The organism is Candidatus Lokiarchaeota archaeon (assembly GCA_014730275.1).
In the GTDB taxonomy this organism is placed as follows: domain Archaea; phylum Asgardarchaeota; class Thorarchaeia; order Thorarchaeales; family Thorarchaeaceae; genus WJIL01.
On the sequence record WJIL01000070.1, the window covers coordinates 20,052 to 38,870 of the forward strand.

Below are 18,819 nucleotides of genomic sequence, written 5' to 3' on the forward strand. Positions count from 1 at the left end.
CTATAGGCGTGAGCAAGAAATGAATTCACAGCGTGTCCATTCCAAAAAGAAAACACGACGTTTTCTACAGCTCACTTTTCAAGATTACTACCACAACAATGCAGATCGGGTAACAATTCCTGATAGAATTGGACACCGGGAATTTGGCATGGAGAACTGGGAATATACATGGCATTGTCCAGAGCGACGTATTACCGATGCCAACAACGAGGAGAAAATGGTCGGTTGTGGAAAATCTGGAAGGTCATTCACTAAGATTCAGAACTGCCCTTACTGTGGTTCGACCGGTATTAGCGTGAACAACTGGGATCGACACAAAGGATTCCGCTCCCCTTCAGCCCTTTTGAACGAGTTATCTACTAATGCGCCGCATAGCGTTTATCATTCCGCAGCATTCTATGATGTTCCTGTTGCCCGGCACATGAATGAGAAAGGGTGGCAAGGAGCTGAGCTTATTTTCGACATTGATGCTGATCATCTTGAGTCTGAATGTACCGAGGAACATGACGCATGGAGATGTAACAATCCTAATTGCGGGAAAACCGGAACTGGGACCCCTCCAGAAGATGGATGCCCCGAATGCGAAGGCAGAAGCTTCAGCACACGCAAATGGATATGCGAGAATTGTCTTGAGGATGCTAAGCGCAATACCCTGAAACTATATGATGAATTCCTAGTGAACGATTTCGGAATTCACCCCGGCGATATTCAGATGAATTATAGTGGTCATCGTGGTTATCATATTCGCGTAAAAGATCCCCGGGTGTTTGAACTTGATTCAAATGCACGAATCGAGATTGTCCATTACATTACTGGTTTGGGCTTCAAAACAGCCGCATCTTCAACGACTTCTCCCGGAAGACATAGTTTGACTGTAGTTTCTAGAGAATACCCTTTGCCCACATCCGAGCTTTGTCAGTATGATGTTCCTGGTTGGGGAAACCGCCTTTCCAAGGCAATGATTGACTTCATTAGGAACATTGAATCGTATGACGGGACTGAACGATGGGTTGCTCCTCTGAAGAAACGTAAGGCGGAAGCAATAGAGGGACTACTACGAACTCCCCCTGTGCTTAGTCCCAAAGTCAAAGGCATCGGAGACAAATTCTGGAGCGAAATTGCAGTGAAGGCTGTTGATTACTATGGTGGAGAAACAGATATCCCAGTCACTCATGATATCCATCGTGTTATTCGGCTTATTGGTAGCTTGAATGGTAAGACCGGTTTTCGCGTATGCTCATTGGAACGTGATGAAATGGACAGTTTTGATCCGTTCTCAGATGCACTAGCATTTCACACAGGCAGTCTAGCCGTACGGTTCGTGGGCGGGAGCCTTGATGTACCTGAATTCAGAATAGGAGATATAACGTACGGTCCATATAATGGAGGAGTAGTCGAATTACCGATGCCTGCAGCAGTTTTTGTATTATGCAAGGGGGTAGCAACGATTGAGTCAAAATGAAGCAGATTATGATTCGGTACGAATTGCATGGGAGCGTGAACTAGAAAATGACCACCTCTTGGACCTACAAGATCTCGAACTAAGTAGTATGGTGAGCTGTCTATCCAATACAAGGATACAATTGGCAAAAACTAAAGCTGAGCAAGAACTAGAAGCAAGTATTTTGACTCAAGAAGTCATGAATCTCGAATTCATGATTGAAGACTTGCTACTACTTCGGAAGAGGAAGATACTTGCAGCTGTAGCAGCGAATGAAGACCTACAATCTGATATGACCTTGCAGGAAGAAGAGTTCTATAATCGTTTGAAAAGGGCCTTCAAAGCGCATCAGAATTTTGTAGATATGACCCTTGCAGGAAAAACTGGAAGCGAAACTTCTTCTCAGGAAGACGACAGGTCACTACCTCAACAGCTCCCGGAGGATACAGATGAGGAGGGCTACGTCTTGGTACGATTTTTAGAACCTATCGAGGACAAGTTTATTGGGTTGGATGAGGCAGAATACGGGCCATATCGAGAAGAGGATCTAGCAACTATTCCTGCTGCAATCGCTCGGACATGGCTGAGAGATAGGATTGTTGCTAGAGTAGTACCTGAAGGTCTAGAAAGGAATGAGCCAAGTGATGGCTATGAACAAAAACAGTCTGATTGATCGAATCGAACAATTAATGAGCACCACCGATACGGTGATAAAATCCACTGAGAAGAAGTGTGAGAAACTGCGGATTGCTCTTTCTGGAACACTCCGGCTACTTTCAGGTCAAAAGTCCACATTGACCGGCGTCAGTGGAAAACCCAAAGATCTAAGGAAGTATCTAGTTGAATTGGTTAGGGATTTAGAAGAGGAAAGTCTCGATGACTTGGCAGCTATCCAGTCCGAATTGCAGAAGCTGTTATCATTTGCCAAAGATAGTGATTACAGAACAAATATAGGACGAGACGAAAATGAATGAAACCAGAATGAATGTACCATCCAAAGCACACTGGCTGTTGATTATCTCCTTTATCGTTTCCATCAGCTTAACTGTTTCAGCCCCATTTGTGCCTCCACTTTCAGATTGGCGTTTGCTCGATATTATAGTATATGAGGTAACGATTATCGCTGGTCTTGTTCTAATTTTCGGTATCATATGGATGAAAGGCCTTCCTGAAGAAGGTTAGTCCTGATTGTTACCTTCTACCCAATGAACATTTGAATAGAATTCATTGTCGCCTCTGTAAGGTTTTAATACTCTCCTAAGGTTGCATCTTCGTCTAGTATATTACTAGGTGTATCCCAAATGGCGAAAACGGAAGAGAAGACTGTTCCACCGGTCACACTTGTTGATCCCATAGAACTCTCGGAATTAGATCGAGATTTCCGTGAAGAAATCCACAGTATGCCGAATGGTGAAGAACTTGGAGCATGTTTTGCATGTTCTACATGCACAGCGGCATGTCCTATTGCCAACTCTTGGGACTATAAACCCCATCAGTTGGTACGCATGATCCTACTTGGCATGAGAAAGGAAGTATTGGCTTCAGACGAAATATGGTTGTGTCTTACTTGTTTTGAGTGCCAAGAACGATGTCCCCAGAATGTTCGCGTTACGGATATCTTGTTTGATTGCAAGAATCTGGCTGCGGAGGAAGGTCGAATACCTCCAAATGTGGCAGAGTTAGGCAAGGAGCTCGTCGAACAAGGTCAACTGTATGTTATCACGGCGGATTGGGAGCGTGAAGACCTTGGCCTTGAGCCGAGTCTACCAGGTCTTCAAACTGAAGAAGTTCGAAATATGCTAAAGAAATCTAGAACTGGCAGAATGTTAGGGGAGGATGACTAAATGCCCGAATACAATCTCTATGCTGGATGTAGCGTACCCGCAAATTACCCCAATTATGAAGCTTCTATGCTGAGGGTGGCTGATAGCTTTGATATGGAACTGAAGTATATGGAGGGAGTAGCCTGCTGTGGAAGTCCTAATCTTAGGGCAATTGACTATGAGGGATGGTTGAAGGTCAATGCCCGTACTTTGGCTATTGCGGATAAGAATGGAAATGATATTGTAACGCCCTGCAATGGGTGTTTTGGTTCTTTGAAGGATGTCTATTATCATCTGAGGCATAACGAAGATTATGTTGAGATGGTGAATGCTGAGTTGGCATCAGAGGGACTTGAATTCACCGGTGATGCAAAACCCCGCCATTTTGTGGAAGCGCTGTACACTGACATAGGTATTGACCGCATCAAAGAGAATATAACAAACCCATTAGACGGCGTAGGAATAGCGATACACTATGGTTGCCATCTACTCAGACCCAAGGACGTTACCGAATTCAGGCCTGAAATCCTGAAGGACCTCGTCGCAGTAACGGGAGCCGAAGTCATTGAATACCCCCTTTGGAAACAGTGCTGCGGTGCAACAGTCCTTCCAGTAGATGAACCACTCGCAATACGGCTCGCTCGTGATAAACTGAAATCGATGAAGGACGCGGGAGCCCAATTTGCCACAGTTGTCTGTCCCGCTTGTGGCAATCAATTGGACCTTCAGCAACTAGATTTGAAGAATACATATGGCGAGGAGTATAATATTCCTATTTTGCATTATCCACAGATTCTTGGGCTTGCGATGGGGCTCAGTGAGGATGAAATCGGTCTGTATCTAAACAGGGTACCTGCTGAACCAATACTAGAGCATGTCTCCAAATAAGGTGAAATCTGAGATGTCTGATCCGGTGCTGGTAATAGGGGCGGGCGTTGCAGGCCTTACGGTTGCTGTTGAGTTGGCTGATTCGGGAGTTGAGACTGTACTTGTTGACCGCGAAACTAGTGTGGGCGGCAATGCGCTAAATCTTTACAAAGCATTTCCAACTGATGATTGTTTCTATTGTTTCGAAAGCAATCGGTCTCGGCCCGGAATAAGAAAATGCTTCTATCGTAGTGCGCTACTCGACCAGCCAAATATCGATTTACGGGTAGATACCGAGATAGAAGAACTAAATGGGGAACCAGGTTCCTTTGAAATCAGATTGAAACAGGGTCCACAATATGTAGATCCTAAGAAGTGTACTATGTGTGGTGCATGCACTGAACTCTCCGATGCATTCTCCCTCTTATCCCCTCAATGTCAACCTCAGTCAGTCATATTCAATCCTGAAAAAGAAGATGAAGGAAGTTCCAAAGCTGAAGAGGAATGCCCCACGGGAGCCATTGATTTGAATGCAGAGTCAACCGAAACCACCCTCACCGTATCTGATATCGTCATAGCAACAGGTTATCAAGAAATGAAACCAAATCAGATTGATGAATACGGGTACGGTCAGTATTCCAATGTCATCACTCAACTCGAATTGGCCAAAACTCTAGATCCGAATGGCCCCTCTCATGGAGCCTTAGTGCGCCCATCCGATGGAGCTCAGGTCAGAAGACTTCTCATGGTTCAGTGTGTGGGAAGCAGAGATGAAAATTATCATCCATTCTGCTCCAAGATTTGTTGTGTATTTGCTCTTAAACATGCGAATATCATACGACGTGAAAGAAACGGAACGGATGTTTCTGTTGTCTATATGGATATTCGAACTTATGATAGACATGAACGATACTATCGTGAGGCACGAGAAGCGGGGGTAGAATTTACTCGTGGAAGGGTCAGTGAGGTCACCCCGCTTGAAGATGGAACGCTTGATATTACTCTGTATGATTCACTTCTTGACAAGTATTTCAAAACGAATGTAGATCTACTTGTACTCTCGTCTGCACTCGAGCCGTCTACTGGCATGACCAAAATGATTGAGGAACTGGGTCTTGAGTCTGCAAGCGGCTACGTAAGCCCTGCTAATCTTCTTGATACTGAAGTCGTAGCTGGTGACCATGTATATGCCTGTGGGGGAGCAATTGGCCCTGCTGAAGTACCTGAAAGCGTTACCCAAGCACGAGCTGTAGCTAGCAAAATACTCCAAGAGAGGATGTGATAAACTATGACTAATGAAGTGAACGTTGTTCTCTGCACCTGCGGCAAAGAGCTTGATTTAGACTACGAAAGGATGATCACTGAAATTGAGGAGTCTGAGATAGTTTCATCAGTTGAGGTTCATGATTCACTATGTCAGGAAGAGGGTCTGGATAGAATAGAGGAACTGCTAAACAACGATGACAGAAGATTGGTAGTTGCAGCTTGTACCAGTCAAAAACTCAAACCACATATAGACAACCATCTTAAATCTGCGGGCAAAGACCCGTCATTGATTACGTATGTGAATATCCGCGAACACTCAGCATGGGTTCATTCGGATACCGACTTGGCCACAGAGAAATCTATTGATATGATTCGAGGAGGAGCCTCATTAGCTTCTCTATCTATACCACTGTATGCTGAGACAAAGGACATATCTTCGCATGTAGTCGTTATTGGTGGCGGTATTGCAGGCATGGAATCCGCTTTGAATCTGGCCAGTCTGGGATATGATGTAACGATTATCGAGAAGGAAGAGGAACTTGGTGGCCACGTTAGGAATCTTCCAGTCGTAGCGCCGACACAAAAAACAGGGGCGGAAGTCATTGCAAGCCGTCTCGAAGCCGTAAAGAAACACGCCCAAATAGACATCATGACTAATACACGTGTTCTTTTCTTTGAAGGTGAGATGGGCGATTTCGAGGTTTGCTATTCTATCAATGGTGAAGAAGATTGTATCAAGACCTCAGCTATTGTTCTTGCCACAGGATTTCGAGAGTTCAAACCCTCGATGATGGATGAATATCGATACGGAAAGAATCCCGATGTTATTACGCAATACGAGCTTTCCTGTATGTTGTCAGAAGGGGAACTTCAGCGCCTTTCTGATGGCGGCGATGTGAAAGAAGTAGTAATGGTCCAGTGTGTTGGAAGTAGAGACGAGAAGTACAAATCAGACTGCAGCAAACTTTGTTGTACTTTTGCAATTGATAATGCACTTCAGCTCCTGAAAGCATCTCCAGATATCGAAGTCCATATCGTATACATGGATATTCGAGTACCTTTCGAACATGAAATGATATACAAAGAGTCAAGGGAAAAAGGCGTGGATTACATCCGTGGTCGTATAAGCATGATCTGGGAGGAAGAGGATGAGACCCGTGTCAGAATATACGATTCGCTGCTCGATAAGTACTTCCAGTTGAACCCTGATTTGGTTGTTCTATCATCAGCTATTCTCCCATCTGAGGGTCTAGAGAAATTCGCTGAGACACTTAGTTACGAGATTGAAGACGACGGATATATCCAAGAGCTATATGGCAAACTGCGAAAAACAGAAACTCACAGAAGAGGGGTTGTAGCTGTAGGAGGCGCGACCGGCCCGCATTTTGTTTTCGAAACAATAACTGATGCACAAGCTGCCTCGATGGTTCTTCACAATGAGCTCAGAGGTGGTCATATAGAGAAACTCGCGCGGGGCGCCGTTCTCGATGTTGACGAGTGTATTGGTTGTAGTTTGTGTGCTCAAGAGTGCCCTCGAGGTGTACCGCTGATGATTGAACAGGATCCAGAAGAGGCTGAACTGGATGCTGAAGGTGAGAAAATCCTGTTCAAAGCTGCAATTGATACATTGAATTGCCATGCATGTGGTGTTTGTCAAAGTCTTTGTCCTTCTGAAGCGACTCAACTTAATTTCCTGAGCAATCAACAGTTATGGTCGCAGATGGAAGAAATCCTGCGAGATGTGGGACCGGATAACGGAGTCACGCTTTGTTTTCATTGTGAAGAATGTGCTGTATCAACAATTGATATTGTAGGTACTAACCGTATGGAATATTCACCTAGTACCCGTCTCGTACCCGTTCCCTGTGCAGGACGGATTTCGATTATCGATTTGTTCAGGGCACTAGAATACGGTGCGAGTACGGTAATGATTGCTGCTTGTGAAACTGACAGATGTCACATGGGTGGTACGGCTAACGAAATTGCTCAAGTACAAGTGGATGTTGCTAAAGAGATTCTAGCTGCAATTGGTTGGAACCCTGACCGGGTGGAAATGTTTAGGATGTTTAGTGCGGAACCAAACCGATTTACTGAAGCTGTGGCTGAAATGGCAAGACGGGCTGAAGAATTGGGGCCCACTCCGGTTCATAAAGGAGAAGCAGGCCAATGGTTGGAGGTTAGCGAATGAGCAAGATAGAACTTGAAAATATGGCCCCCAAGCGTCGCCGCATGATGGACATGGTGATGGCTCTTGGTGGTCTCAAAGAAGAGTCAGCGATTCCAATAAGTCGAGTGAATGAAGCCATTGCGGAACTCAAGTCCAAAATGGAGCCTCTTACTGAAGATATACTGAGCTTCCCCGAAGCGTACTATCATGAGTTTTTGGAACGAGCTAAGAAAAACGAACTCGTTGAGAGAATAGAGGACAAAGGTATCCTTGAGGAATCTATTGACAACATCACTAATGCCCTAGATGTTCACGTATCTGAACCTCTTACCGAATTGCTTCAATTGTTGGAGGAGAAGAAAGGCCCAACAGAAGATGTGGAACAGGACACGAGCAAATCCCCTGATATTGATATAGACGCAAGACTCGGCTCCATTCTTGAGGTTCTCAAGGAAATAGAACCAATTGTGGAACAACTTGTGGAAGATTCTAAGAAGGCGGCAGAAAAATCACAGAAAGATATCGCAGCAATAGTTGAATCGATGGAGAAGCTTCGGGATGATATGGACTCAGATTCTGAACAAGCCTTAGAAAGTATTCAGAGCCTTGCCAGGCAGGTCCGGTATAGTCCCTTGCTCCGGACAACCGCCCAAGTCAAGCGGGCTTTTGCCGATAATCGAATAAGTCAAGAAAGATTTGAGGAATTACTCAAAACCAATATCTATGACGAACTGATTCGGGGAGTCTTGGTATTCGTATTGAGGAATACCGGTTCCAAAACAGTTGTTGAACTTGCCGATATCATGAGAGTCCCATCGCGTCATGTTCAGCAAGCAATGGTATCTGTAGTTCAGCGTGGAGAAGCCGAAATGGTGGGTCTCGAAGGGAACGCCCCTGTTTTTTCGCTTGTTTTGGAAGAAACACCAGATACTACCTTGGTTATGAAACGGCTTTTGCAGCAATTGCGTTCTCTATCTCGATCTGTTGGAGATAAACAACAAGAGACGCTGAATGAAGCTGTTAAGAGGATGGAACCACTTCTAGAGACCCTTCAAGTGCTCGGAGAATATGATGAAACAACTCTATCAGACTCGACGAACCGTTTAAGAGAATTACTTGATGAAGTCACCGAATCATTACTATCTTCTAGCTCGGCCGATGAATCTAAAGACCTCCGTTTGCTTGTTTCTGCTGGTCTTGAGGCTTTTGCCCGTTTCAGATTGAAGATTACCTTGGAAAAGGGTCCAAACCTTGTGTCGGGACTTAATGTATACGGCGAACAACTGGATGAAGAAGTATACAAACGCATGATGTCGAACTACTTGGAGAATGAGCTAGAACGTGGCACACTCCTTATCCTGATTCGTGAACTGGGGGCTATGAATGCGGAGGAATTGGCTGAAAGAACAAAAATTCCTCAAGACCGAGTATTTAGCCACCTTCTGCGCATGAAGAAAGATGAGCTATTGACATTAGCCGGAGAACGGAATGGATATGTGCTATATGATGTACCCAGAACTCCTAATGAAGCAGAGAAAACAATGCGAACCGTTACAAGCTTAGCATCTGAGTTGGCATTGGCCCGTGAACAGATTCAAGAAATTATGAAAGACTTGACTGCGAAGGATATTGGCCGCTTAACAAATTCATTGGACTCATTCTCTAAGGCCCGTGAAAAAATGTCCACCATTGAAGTGGGGGGATCTGTTATTGGTGCAGAAATATTGGAGGGTGTGGAAGATAAAATCAAGTCTGCTGTCTCTCTTGCCTACCGTACAAGAGCCAAGATTCCTAGCACTCGGCCCAAAGTGACTATTGAGGATCTCGTGGATATTGATGTTCCCTCTGTCATGGATGATTACAGAGATCAGATGGGTTATGCTCCTTTACTGGGATTTGGCAATATCCACTGGAATATGGCGAGATGTGTTGGCTGTAAATCCTGTGAAATTTCATGTCCCGAGGACGCAATTGAGTTATTGCCTATAATTGAGGCCCCCCAGATGTTCGAATTTTCAGATGAGGAACTTGACACTCTTCCTTCCAATAAGGCGCGGTTTTATCGAACAGTCCGCAACCTTGCTAAGCAGAAACCCGTTACAGACATTACATTAGAGAAAAAAGTTCCCGGCTTCGGGAAGGTAGATATTGATCTCTGGCTGTGTGTGGCGTGTCGAACTTGTGTGAGACGATGTCCGGGACCAGAAGGGGGCGCTCTTGACTTGGAACTGAAATGGAATCTACCCGATGTTGTCCAGCAAATCAAGTCGAAGGCATAGGATTAGTGACCCAGAAGTATTAGTTAGAGGAAACTATCCTATCTCTATACGATTCCCCACAACTGATTTCGTCCTGTAGTACTTAGCAACAGCGGGGCAATAACGCACTTATACTTACACTCCTAACGTAAATACCAATATCGGAGTGATAGCGGCTTGATTGATTTCAGTCTGACAGAAGACCAGGTGGAACTGCGGGAGAAAGCTAGGGCCTTTGCGCAGAATTACATGTTGCCTTATGCTCACCATTATGACAAAACTGGAGAGTTTCCGTTGCCCATCATCCAGAAAAGCTGGGAGGTTGGCCTCATGAACCTGAATGTACCTGAAGAGTATGGTGGAGCGGGTATGGGTGTGGTGGATCAGTGTCTTGTTGTTGAAGAAATGGCGGCCGCTTGTCCAGGCATGACGACTAGCATTTATGTTAACAATCTGGGTTTGGAGCCCATTCTAGTTGCCGGTACTGAGGAACAAAAGGAGCAGTATTTGCGCCCGCTGACGGAGAATCTGAAGTTTATCTCATTTGCATGTAGTGAGCCATACATGGGTAGCGACGTTGCTGGCATTCAGACGAGAGCAGAGAAACAAGGTGACATATACGTACTGAACGGTTCCAAGTTTTGGATTACTAACGCTCCACACGCTGACTATTTCACTGTATTCGCAAGTTTGAATCCTGAGAAACGTCATAAGGCACTTTGTGCCTTCATTGTGGAGGCTGATACTTCTGGGGTGTCAACTGGCCGTCCTGTCGAGAAGATGGGTCACAGGGCATCCGTAACATCCTCTATTATGCTGCGGGACGCTGAGGTTCCTGCCGAAAACCTTCTGGGAAAAGAAGGCATGGGTTTCTTGATTGCTATGCAAACCTTCGCAAAGACACGCCCAGCTATCGCAGCTTTTGCAACTGGGCTTGCAAGGGCAGCCATGGAATATGCTCGTGATTACACTACCAAAAGAGAGGCGTTTACGAAGAAACTCAAAGAGTTCCAATCTATCAAGTTCAAACTTGCGGAAATGTTCATGAAAATTGAGGCCTCACGGAACCTGTACTTGAAGGCAGCTTGGGCGGCAGATACTACCGGAGACTCTACTGTTCCTGCTAGTGTTGCAAAAGCATATGCTACTGATGCCGCTATGGAAATCGCTAGTGAGGCTTTACAGATACACGGTGGCTACGGATATATCGATACATATCCTCTTGAGAAGCTATTCCGGGATGCGAAGCTGTATCAGATATACGAGGGTACATCTGAAATACAACGTTTGATTCTCGGAAGGCATGTGTTAGATGGTTATGACCCAGCTATGGAGGAAATACCGTCCTGGGGCACGAAGGGCGCCCCAGATTTCGAGTAGGAATCCGCAGTGCTCAGAAAAGCGACAACCCCCCTGCCCTTCAGAAAGGTGCGAAAGACGGTGAGATGAGCCGTTTCTGTGTCTCTATTTCCTCTATGGTGTCAATATCGGCTTGATTAAGCTGAATATCTAATGCTTCATAGTTCTCTTTGATGTGCCTTTCACTAGTTGCCTTAGGAATCGGGTATACAATATCATAGCTAAGAAGCCAAGCTAAACTGATTTGTGCCGGGGTGGCGCTGTATTTGTCTGCAATCTCTCGCAATGTTTCATTCTCCATAACTTCCCCCCTTGCAAGAGGAGAGTATGCTACCAGTTTCATATTGCGTTTCTGTAGATACTTGCGCATCTCTTCCTGTTGCAGCCATGGGTGCATCTCTACCTGATTGGCTATGATCTCCTTCTCTGTGTGTTTCAAGGCCTCATCCAATAGGTCGGGGGTAAAATTACTGACTCCAATATTCCGAACTATGCCTTTCTCCACAAGCTCTTCAAAAGCTGCCAATGTACTTCTAGGCTCATATTCGCCAGCAGGCCAATGTACGTAGAGAATGTCAATATAATCGAGCTGAAGCCTCTTCAAGCTTTCTTCGGTACTTTCCTTGACTTTTTCTGGGCCCAATGAATTAATCCATACTTTTGTTCCAAGGAAAATTTCGTCACGAGGAACACTTGACTGCTTTATTCCCTTCCCAACGAAATCTTCGTTTCCATAAAACTGCGCAGTATCTATATGTCTATATCCCATATCAAGAGCATGGATAACGCTTTCTACACACTTCTCCGAATCCGTATTCTGCCAAGTTCCCAGTCCAATTCTCGGTATTTCAGTCTCTGACATCTTGTTCACCCCTAATGATTCTTAACTATATTTATCCTTAAATAACCCTCACTAGTCGCATCATGTTTATGACTCCTTATGTCCAAAACCTTGTTGGGTGGATTGTGATCAATATTGCTGATAAAGCGTCTAGATAATTGTGAAAGAATCGAGGGGCTTGATGGAACCACTATCCGTGAGCTGTTGAACCCTCATCACGAAGAACGTGAAGTGAAACTGGGATATAGCCTTGCTCATGCAATGCTAGATCCTGGTGAAACTTCAAAACCACACAGATTCTTTGAAGCTTCGGAGGTGTACTATATTCTTTCGGGGCGTGGTGTAATGCACATCGACGACAAGGCGGCGAATGTACAAGAAGGTGATGCGGTGTACATTCCACCAGAGGGAGTTCAGTATATCGAAAACAGGAGTTCTGAGAGATTAGAGTTTCTATGTATCGTGTTTCCAGCTTGGACTCCAGATGCCGAAGAACTTGTAGAATCTTAATGAATCCCAAGTAATTGCAAGTACTTTTGACATCAAATACCAGTACCTATTGTGTAACGGAATGATGTAGATCATGTCAGGCCAACTTCAAAATATAGGCAAGTACGTATCTGAGCACCCGTCAGTCAGTTACCTTACTGCCCTGGTATTGGGCCTATTCCCGTTCCTCTACATGATGTGGCTGAATAATTGGAGTTTCTCAGCCCTCATTATGGCTCCAATTATGCTATTACCAAGCCTATTGTCTGGGGTGGTCATGCGCTTCTTGAGCGGGGTGGGAATAATGCTTACATTTGCAACAGTCTGCTCATTCCTGTTCTCCTTTGCATCTGGCTTTGTTAAAGGCAGTAAACGCCGCGCCAAAGCCATACGAATTCTCGTTGGTGTTCTAATGCTCTCGGTTGGAGCTTATCCCATCTACAAACTAGTTGGTGGATCTACACTTGCTGGCACCTTTGGCCTATTGGAGGACTTGGGTGCAATACTTGGTATCTGGTCCTTGATTCTTTCTGTGTATATTATTCCTGCAATTCGGGCTCGGTACCAACCGGAGTTTGACAAGGGATTCGTCGATGAACTCAAAGAACGCGTGGGCAGGATTCGTCACTCACTTTGGAAAGGTTATCAATCCCACATTTGGAAGGAATATGGCAAGGTATATGCTGAAGAGTTCAAATCGTACCAACAATCTATAGCAGAAATCCGTAATCAGTTGAGCGGTGTACTACTCCTTCCTATAGCGATTGTTCTACTACCGTTTCCTTTTTTAATGGCCATTCTGGTAGTACTATGGCTACGGACATTCTCGCTTGATGATGAACCATTGAAGACTGGCGAACGGGGGCTATTGATACTGGTTTCAGTAACAGTGATTCTCATAGAAACTGTTATACTGCTCTACTTCGTGCCTGAGGCATACTCTTTCTATTTCAATGTCGCCTATCTTCTTGGAGTACTTCTTAGTATGGTGTACTTGGGTCTCCTGATTATTCGTTCATAAAAAATGGAAGTCAAAATTTTGCAGGGTGACTTCCAAACCAATGTACTCTTCTTGGATGATTCCATGAGACACACACATCGAAGCGGTGGATATGAAAATGGATTTTGAAACAGAAAAAGAATTTCAGAAAAGGCGTGCTAAGCAGGATGAAGTAGTATTAGAATATGCTAACCTCCAAATAAAGCGCTTCTATACACTTGATGACAAAGCGTATGTAGATGGAGCATTACCTTCGAATGTCAAGGAAATACTTGGATTGGTAGCTTCACTGGTTCTAAGATGTGATGATTGTATCCGCTATCATCTTGGTCGTTGTCATGAAGAAGGAGTAAGCGATGAGGAACTAGTTGAAGCACTCAATGTGGGACTTGTTGTTGGAGGGTCAATAACTATACCCCATCTACGAGAAGCCCTACAGGTCTGGCACGAGCTTAAAAAGTGAAGGGCCAACTTGGACTAACATAGAACTGAATCCTATTCTGGCTCCATTGGAATAACTATCATGAGAATGATGTAGATTATCAAACCCGTTCCATAACCAAGCGTAAGAAGAACCCACAAGAGCCGGATAATTGTCGCATCAATACCAGTGTACTCAGCAATGCCGCCGCAGACACCCCCAATGATCTTGTCATCTCTTGAACGATAGAGCTTCTTTGGCTCTCCTCTCTCTTCTTCGGCTAGTGGTATCTCAGTCATCTGTACCCTCGTATTTTCATCTTTACTTGTATAATAAAACCTTCCTGAGAAACTATGTTATACATTTATTCGAACATCCCTGTTGACAGCATTGATTCGGAGTTCTATCTTTCTGTTGCCTTTTTTCACAGTCACATAATACGTTGGAACATAGAAACCTCGAAGTTTTTTGAAATCGAGCTTGTTGTCAATAACCCTCTTGGCCCCATGTGGTTTCTTTTTCGCTTCACGAGCTAGTCTCTTCACCACATCATCAAGATCCTTGTATTTTCCCGGAGAGACCGTAATCTTTCTTTTCCACGCAGAAGTAACACGATGCTTTCCTCGCCCAGTCAAGAGATTCTCAAGAGTATTGGCTGCAAAACCTGTCACACCATCAAGAATGAATTCAACAGTCGTCTCTGTTGCAAATAGCTCGACAATCTCAGCTTTGATTGCTCTTCCTGGAATATCTCTCCCTTTTCGTGGTTTGATAATCTCCTTGCCGATCATGGCACCAATAAGCTGTTCTTGGACACCAATTTCCTCCTTTCTTACCCGGGTAAACAACTTCTCATTTTCTGCTTCATATATGCAGTAGAAATCGTGCTTCAATCTAGGACTATATACTCTCAATGAATCCTGCCTCGTATCAAGAATCTCAGCAGCTTCTTCAGACGCTTTCTCTCTTGCCTCCTCTTCGTCCATTTTGGCATCGAAATAGTATTCTCTGGCTTTATCGTCATCTATCTCAAGCCGAGCATTCGATCCTGAAGTTCTAAACATACGTTTTGACAAACGTTTTCTTCCCATGAATCATCCCTCTGATGGGATGGAACGGCACTATTTGTCCTCTTCGGCTAATAGAATTGAGAATATGGTTGATTCGAGTGACAGTTGTAGTTCGATTCTTTTGTCTACATATATCTCATAATGAAAGACAAGCAGAGATCATTTGAGGTAAATCAGTCAGACTTCGTGGGTATTTGCTTCATTCTCTTTTGATTTTGCTTTTAGGCTGCCAATTACCAAATGCATCTCGTCCAACGGATTCCGGGGGAGAGTTGCCGAATCGGGTCCATTGACAATCAGTTTTCTGTATGCTCTCTTTCCATGAAGCTTCAGAGATGATACATACCCTTTGCTTTCCATTTCCCGCAACTGTTTTCTGAATTCTTCTAGAGTAGTAAGTGAACGATTTGGGGAGCTAACACGGTATCTCTCAAATAGGGTAGACTCGAGTTCAACGAGTGCCCATCCAAATGAACGAATAATGTTTAACTCAATCTGATTCAGTCGCATGGAATATGCTCAGCTTCCTTCAATGTAGTATTATATGATTATGCAATTAAATGCTACGTTAATAACCTAATCAATGGTCTGTGGAGAATCAGGCTTTATGGATTAGTCCTACCAAAAACCTTCTTTTTCTTCCCATGATCGATTAGAGAATTCTATAGCGTGAAATATCTGCTGTCTGAAATCATCGTCTTCACACTCGAAGGTATACATAACAAATCCATCAAATGCAATGAAATGCATTCGCCCAGTCTTGTATATTCTCTCAGGTTGGGCATGATTGACAAGCCCAAGGAATTCCTCTCTTTCGAATTTCACCCTGTACGAACTACTACGATTAGCTTCGGATGCATTAGCACCTGCAGTTCCAGCCGCGTAGGCCATTCTTCATGTTCACCTCTACTCCCTCTATGCAGTTAAGAACATAAACTGTTCCCATCAAAGGTCAGCCACTAGTCTCGTGAAAGTAAAGCTTCAGCAGAGACTTGCCATGACAATTGATTTTCACAGGTATTTTCGGACCTAATTCAATATGGGTATTCCCTGTGACTTTTTTCACTTCACAAGAGTAGAGGTAACACACTACACATCCAGTATTCAGTATCTGCAACGTTCCGCTTATTCTATTGCATTCTATTTTACTATGCAAAAGGGCTAATCAAAGGCGCCTATAGAATGCGCATTGCCACCATTTCTTTTTATTATTGCTGAAATCTTCCATATTTAGGTCTAAAGAATAAAAAATCTATAACCTAGAAGGAGGTGAATAACCTGACCGACTGTAAGTATGCTGGTGAAAAGAATACGGAAGGCCAATACTGGTGTGAGAAGAAACGGATATACGTAACTGGTGAAGAAAGCGATCACTGTCCAGATTATGAAGCTTGATTGCGTAGCATGGACTGGTTCGGTTTTCAGTTGAGTAATTCTTTTTGCACTAACCTGTGTGGGGACGAGGACGAGTTCCGAAAAACCCCTATCCTGTAAAATGGATGAGAAACTCCTCGTACCCTCACACAGCACTTCCCCAGAACCAAGCCTTAGATGCTGGACTGCGAAGGGAGCCTTCCAAGCCAATCTGTCGTGCGTTTTACTGTCTATGTCCCTTTAGTATGCACAATCGCTAAGCGAATATGCCTATAGAATGCGCATTGCCACCATTTCTTTTTATTATTGCTAAATTACCTAGTATATAACTCAAAAAATAAGATTCCCGGAGGTGAACAATCTGACGGATTGTAAATATGCAGGTGAAGAAAACGCACAGGGTCAGCTATGGTGTGAGAAGAAACGGATATACGTATCAGGCGAAGAAAGCGACCACTGTCCAGACTACGAAACATAGTTATCTCAATTAGAATCTCTTATGATCCCCATCAGGGGAAAGATATCCTGGGTCATACTACATGTTTGATTTTTGGGTCAAATTCTAAATTGGGGTTCTGAGAAGCATCCCAAAAGTATCGAATTACCCACATCCCGACTAGGTCGAGGTGTGGAAAAGCTTCTCAGACCCCTCTCTCAGAATGGACCAAGCTACTTTTTACAAATACTCTCTAAAGTTTCACAATGCGCTCATAATGAGCCGCTCAGTTATGAAGTAGAAGAACGCGGCATTTCCCAAATAGAAGATCATCACCGCAAAGCCAATAACAATCTTATAGATCATCCGTTTTCCTTGCACGAGCTTGTAGCCTAGGAATGACGAGATTCCAAGCAAGACCTCTGCTGGGACAATATATGCGGCTACATGAGCAATAGTGAATACATTTTGTGCGGCCCATGCCGGCAGCATCCAAAGGGTGGCCTCGGCTATCGCAAAAACAACCAATGAACTGATGGACAAAACAAGAAGCGAGGGTTTTCTTCCATGTATTTTTTCAGTTTGTAAGCCTAGATAGATAATCGCGAACAGTGGAATCACCCATAGTCCCGCCATGTACGCTGGTACTTCGCCTATCATAATGTAAGGGTCCGGCTCAAATTCTATTGTATTAAGCACAGCAGCAAGGAACCAATCGGGGAATACCTGGAATATGCTAAGAGGAAAACAGAACAGCCAGATGTCAAGCCATTCTGGTTGTCCTGCTTTGAGAGACCACAGTGGCAATAGAATATTGTAGCTCAAAACAATGAGGAACAACTTGAGCCCGATTGTTAGGATAGAAAAAAGTATGATAGATGTTGTTGCGGTGAAAAGCACATGCATTTCTATAAGGCTTCCATATGGGTCAGACAAGGATACCTTCAAGGGCATCAACAGTATTCCTTTGCCCTTTGAAGATAAAATTGCTTCCGAAAGAATAAGAAATACTATGATGGGAGAGAGAGAGTCATGGAACACATCCAACATTCGTTATCTTGTTGGTGAATGTCCATGAGTCAATTATCTCTAATACCCATCAAGTGGGAAGAAAACAGGAATTAAGGGAGATAGAGGATGTCGCCTGAGTGTAGACCTCAACCGACTATCAGCTTTACAGCGTTTTGTACAATAGCCAAGATAAAATATTGGCAAAATAGACGGCTTGAGGTATTCCTATATCTATAGGTCTTTTGGGCAACCATCCACTGGTAAACATACAATGGCACTGATGTTATCTACAACACAGAAGCACAGATTGAAACCTGCTCTGTGATTTGAAGGATGGGTGGCGTAGAGTTCATTAGTACATTACATCATCTTAAATGTAGTGAACTAGTGTGAACTACCGTTCTAAGAATCTGATTCAGCTGCTTCTTGGCCTTAGCGGGGCATTAATTCTTGCAATTGGGGGATCACTTGTGATGTATCGCCTACACTGGATTATTTGGAATCCGCCCGGAGGATTTAACCCGCCAAGTGATGTTCGTTGGTTAGTTCTCTCATCTGGTCCTCTGGGATTCTTCTTGATCGGTATTGCCCTCACATTGATATTGCAGAGTAGGCCGGTCGCGAGCACAACGACATGATTCATTGACACTGAAAATCGGGAGAAAACCCTCGAATTGAGTCTGCTATCTTAACATAGAAAGTTCTCACTCCTCCAGAAGTCGTCAGCTTCACATAACGAGGAGTTCGCGGTTGTTCACCATGTCCAGATGGATCTTCTCAGCTTTGGCGACAAGGCTGAGCCGGGTGATGAAGATCCTGCCGTGGAAAAAGCTGCGGAAAAACTGCCTGTTTCTGAGTGCCTTGACACCCCAAGGTCTGGTGCACTCAGTGTTGAACAACAGCAGAAGGATGCTACGAACCGGAAGAGGAGCCATGCTCCGATGACACCGGACAAAGCTCGTGGACAGCCTTCGGGAGGGGTCTCGAGGGTAGCCG

20 protein-coding genes are annotated in these 18,819 nt (G+C 44.3%); 14 read left to right on the forward strand and 6 right to left on the reverse strand.

Annotated elements, in window-relative coordinates:
* The first annotated feature begins 19 nt into the window (after positions 1-19).
* The 10 genes from GF309_08220 to GF309_08265 all read left to right on the forward strand — a co-directional run bounded on the left by GF309_08220 (position 20) and on the right by GF309_08265 (position 11,202).
* A complete protein-coding gene (locus GF309_08220; GenBank protein MBD3158755.1) occupies positions 20-1,462 on the forward strand; it encodes a hypothetical protein in 1,443 nt (480 codons plus the stop codon).
* Complete coding sequence (locus tag GF309_08225) at positions 1,449-2,114, forward strand: hypothetical protein (protein ID MBD3158756.1); 666 nt, start codon at positions 1,449-1,451, stop codon at positions 2,112-2,114. Before GF309_08220 ends, GF309_08225 begins: the two co-directional genes overlap by 14 nt.
* Positions 2,092-2,415, forward strand: a complete 324-nt coding sequence (locus GF309_08230; protein ID MBD3158757.1) for a hypothetical protein — start codon at positions 2,092-2,094, stop codon at positions 2,413-2,415. The genes GF309_08225 and GF309_08230 overlap by 23 nt, the downstream gene beginning before the upstream one ends.
* The gene (locus GF309_08235) at positions 2,408-2,623 is read left to right on the forward strand and encodes a hypothetical protein (GenBank protein ID MBD3158758.1); all 216 of its coding nucleotides are present in this window, start codon (positions 2,408-2,410) and stop codon (positions 2,621-2,623) included. The genes GF309_08230 and GF309_08235 overlap by 8 nt, the downstream gene beginning before the upstream one ends.
* Before the next feature lie 119 nt (positions 2,624-2,742).
* Positions 2,743-3,285 carry a 4Fe-4S dicluster domain-containing protein gene (locus GF309_08240; protein ID MBD3158759.1) on the forward strand — a complete coding sequence of 181 codons (543 nt, stop codon included), beginning with the start codon at positions 2,743-2,745 and terminating at the stop codon, positions 3,283-3,285.
* The gene (locus GF309_08245) at positions 3,286-4,152 is read left to right on the forward strand and encodes a CoB--CoM heterodisulfide reductase subunit B (protein ID MBD3158760.1); all 867 of its coding nucleotides are present in this window, start codon (positions 3,286-3,288) and stop codon (positions 4,150-4,152) included.
* Positions 4,139-5,413, forward strand: coding sequence for an NAD(P)-binding protein (locus GF309_08250; protein ID MBD3158761.1), 1,275 nt, complete (start codon positions 4,139-4,141; stop codon positions 5,411-5,413). The genes GF309_08245 and GF309_08250 overlap by 14 nt, the downstream gene beginning before the upstream one ends.
* 6 nt (positions 5,414-5,419) lie before the next feature.
* Positions 5,420-7,585 carry an FAD-dependent oxidoreductase gene (locus GF309_08255; GenBank protein MBD3158762.1) on the forward strand — a complete coding sequence of 722 codons (2,166 nt, stop codon included), beginning with the start codon at positions 5,420-5,422 and terminating at the stop codon, positions 7,583-7,585.
* Positions 7,582-9,843, forward strand: coding sequence for a 4Fe-4S dicluster domain-containing protein (locus GF309_08260; GenBank protein ID MBD3158763.1), 2,262 nt, complete (start codon positions 7,582-7,584; stop codon positions 9,841-9,843). The genes GF309_08255 and GF309_08260 overlap by 4 nt, the downstream gene beginning before the upstream one ends.
* A gap of 159 nt (positions 9,844-10,002) precedes the next feature.
* Positions 10,003-11,202, forward strand: a complete 1,200-nt coding sequence (locus GF309_08265) for an acyl-CoA dehydrogenase (GenBank protein ID MBD3158764.1) — start codon at positions 10,003-10,005, stop codon at positions 11,200-11,202.
* Between the two features lie 40 nt (positions 11,203-11,242).
* Here GF309_08265 and GF309_08270 read toward each other — a convergent pair whose 3' ends face one another.
* Positions 11,243-12,028, reverse strand: a complete 786-nt coding sequence (locus tag GF309_08270; protein MBD3158765.1) for an aldo/keto reductase — start codon at positions 12,026-12,028, stop codon at positions 11,243-11,245.
* 129 nt (positions 12,029-12,157) lie between these two features.
* Between GF309_08270 and GF309_08275 the strand changes: the two genes are divergently transcribed.
* From GF309_08275 to GF309_08285, 3 genes are all read left to right on the forward strand, one after another.
* Positions 12,158-12,532: a cupin domain-containing protein gene (locus tag GF309_08275; protein ID MBD3158766.1), complete on the forward strand. Its 375-nt coding sequence runs from the start codon at positions 12,158-12,160 to the stop codon at positions 12,530-12,532.
* 73 nt (positions 12,533-12,605) lie between these two features.
* Complete coding sequence (locus GF309_08280) at positions 12,606-13,532, forward strand: hypothetical protein (GenBank protein ID MBD3158767.1); 927 nt, start codon at positions 12,606-12,608, stop codon at positions 13,530-13,532.
* A gap of 97 nt (positions 13,533-13,629) precedes the next feature.
* Positions 13,630-13,974, forward strand: coding sequence for a carboxymuconolactone decarboxylase family protein (locus GF309_08285; protein MBD3158768.1), 345 nt, complete (start codon positions 13,630-13,632; stop codon positions 13,972-13,974).
* 32 nt (positions 13,975-14,006) lie between these two features.
* On the opposite strand, the gene GF309_08290 is transcribed toward GF309_08285, so the two are convergent.
* The 5 genes from GF309_08290 to GF309_08310 form a co-directional block, all read right to left on the reverse strand.
* Entirely contained in the window at positions 14,007-14,231 is a 225-nt protein-coding gene (locus GF309_08290) for a PspC domain-containing protein (protein ID MBD3158769.1), read from the reverse strand.
* A 57-nt stretch (positions 14,232-14,288) separates the two neighbouring features.
* Positions 14,289-15,023 (reverse strand): hypothetical protein, encoded by a 735-nt coding sequence (locus tag GF309_08295; GenBank protein ID MBD3158770.1) that lies wholly within the window; start codon positions 15,021-15,023, stop codon positions 14,289-14,291.
* A 156-nt stretch (positions 15,024-15,179) separates the two neighbouring features.
* A complete protein-coding gene (locus GF309_08300; protein MBD3158771.1) occupies positions 15,180-15,512 on the reverse strand; it encodes a hypothetical protein in 333 nt (110 codons plus the stop codon).
* A gap of 108 nt (positions 15,513-15,620) precedes the next feature.
* Positions 15,621-15,893, reverse strand: coding sequence for a hypothetical protein (locus GF309_08305; GenBank protein ID MBD3158772.1), 273 nt, complete (start codon positions 15,891-15,893; stop codon positions 15,621-15,623).
* A gap of 1,180 nt (positions 15,894-17,073) precedes the next feature.
* Positions 17,074-17,748, reverse strand: coding sequence for a hypothetical protein (locus GF309_08310; protein ID MBD3158773.1), 675 nt, complete (start codon positions 17,746-17,748; stop codon positions 17,074-17,076).
* 842 nt (positions 17,749-18,590) lie between these two features.
* Here GF309_08310 and GF309_08315 point away from each other — a divergent pair.
* On the forward strand, positions 18,591-18,819 hold a 229-nt coding region (locus tag GF309_08315), incomplete at its 3' end, for a hypothetical protein (protein ID MBD3158774.1).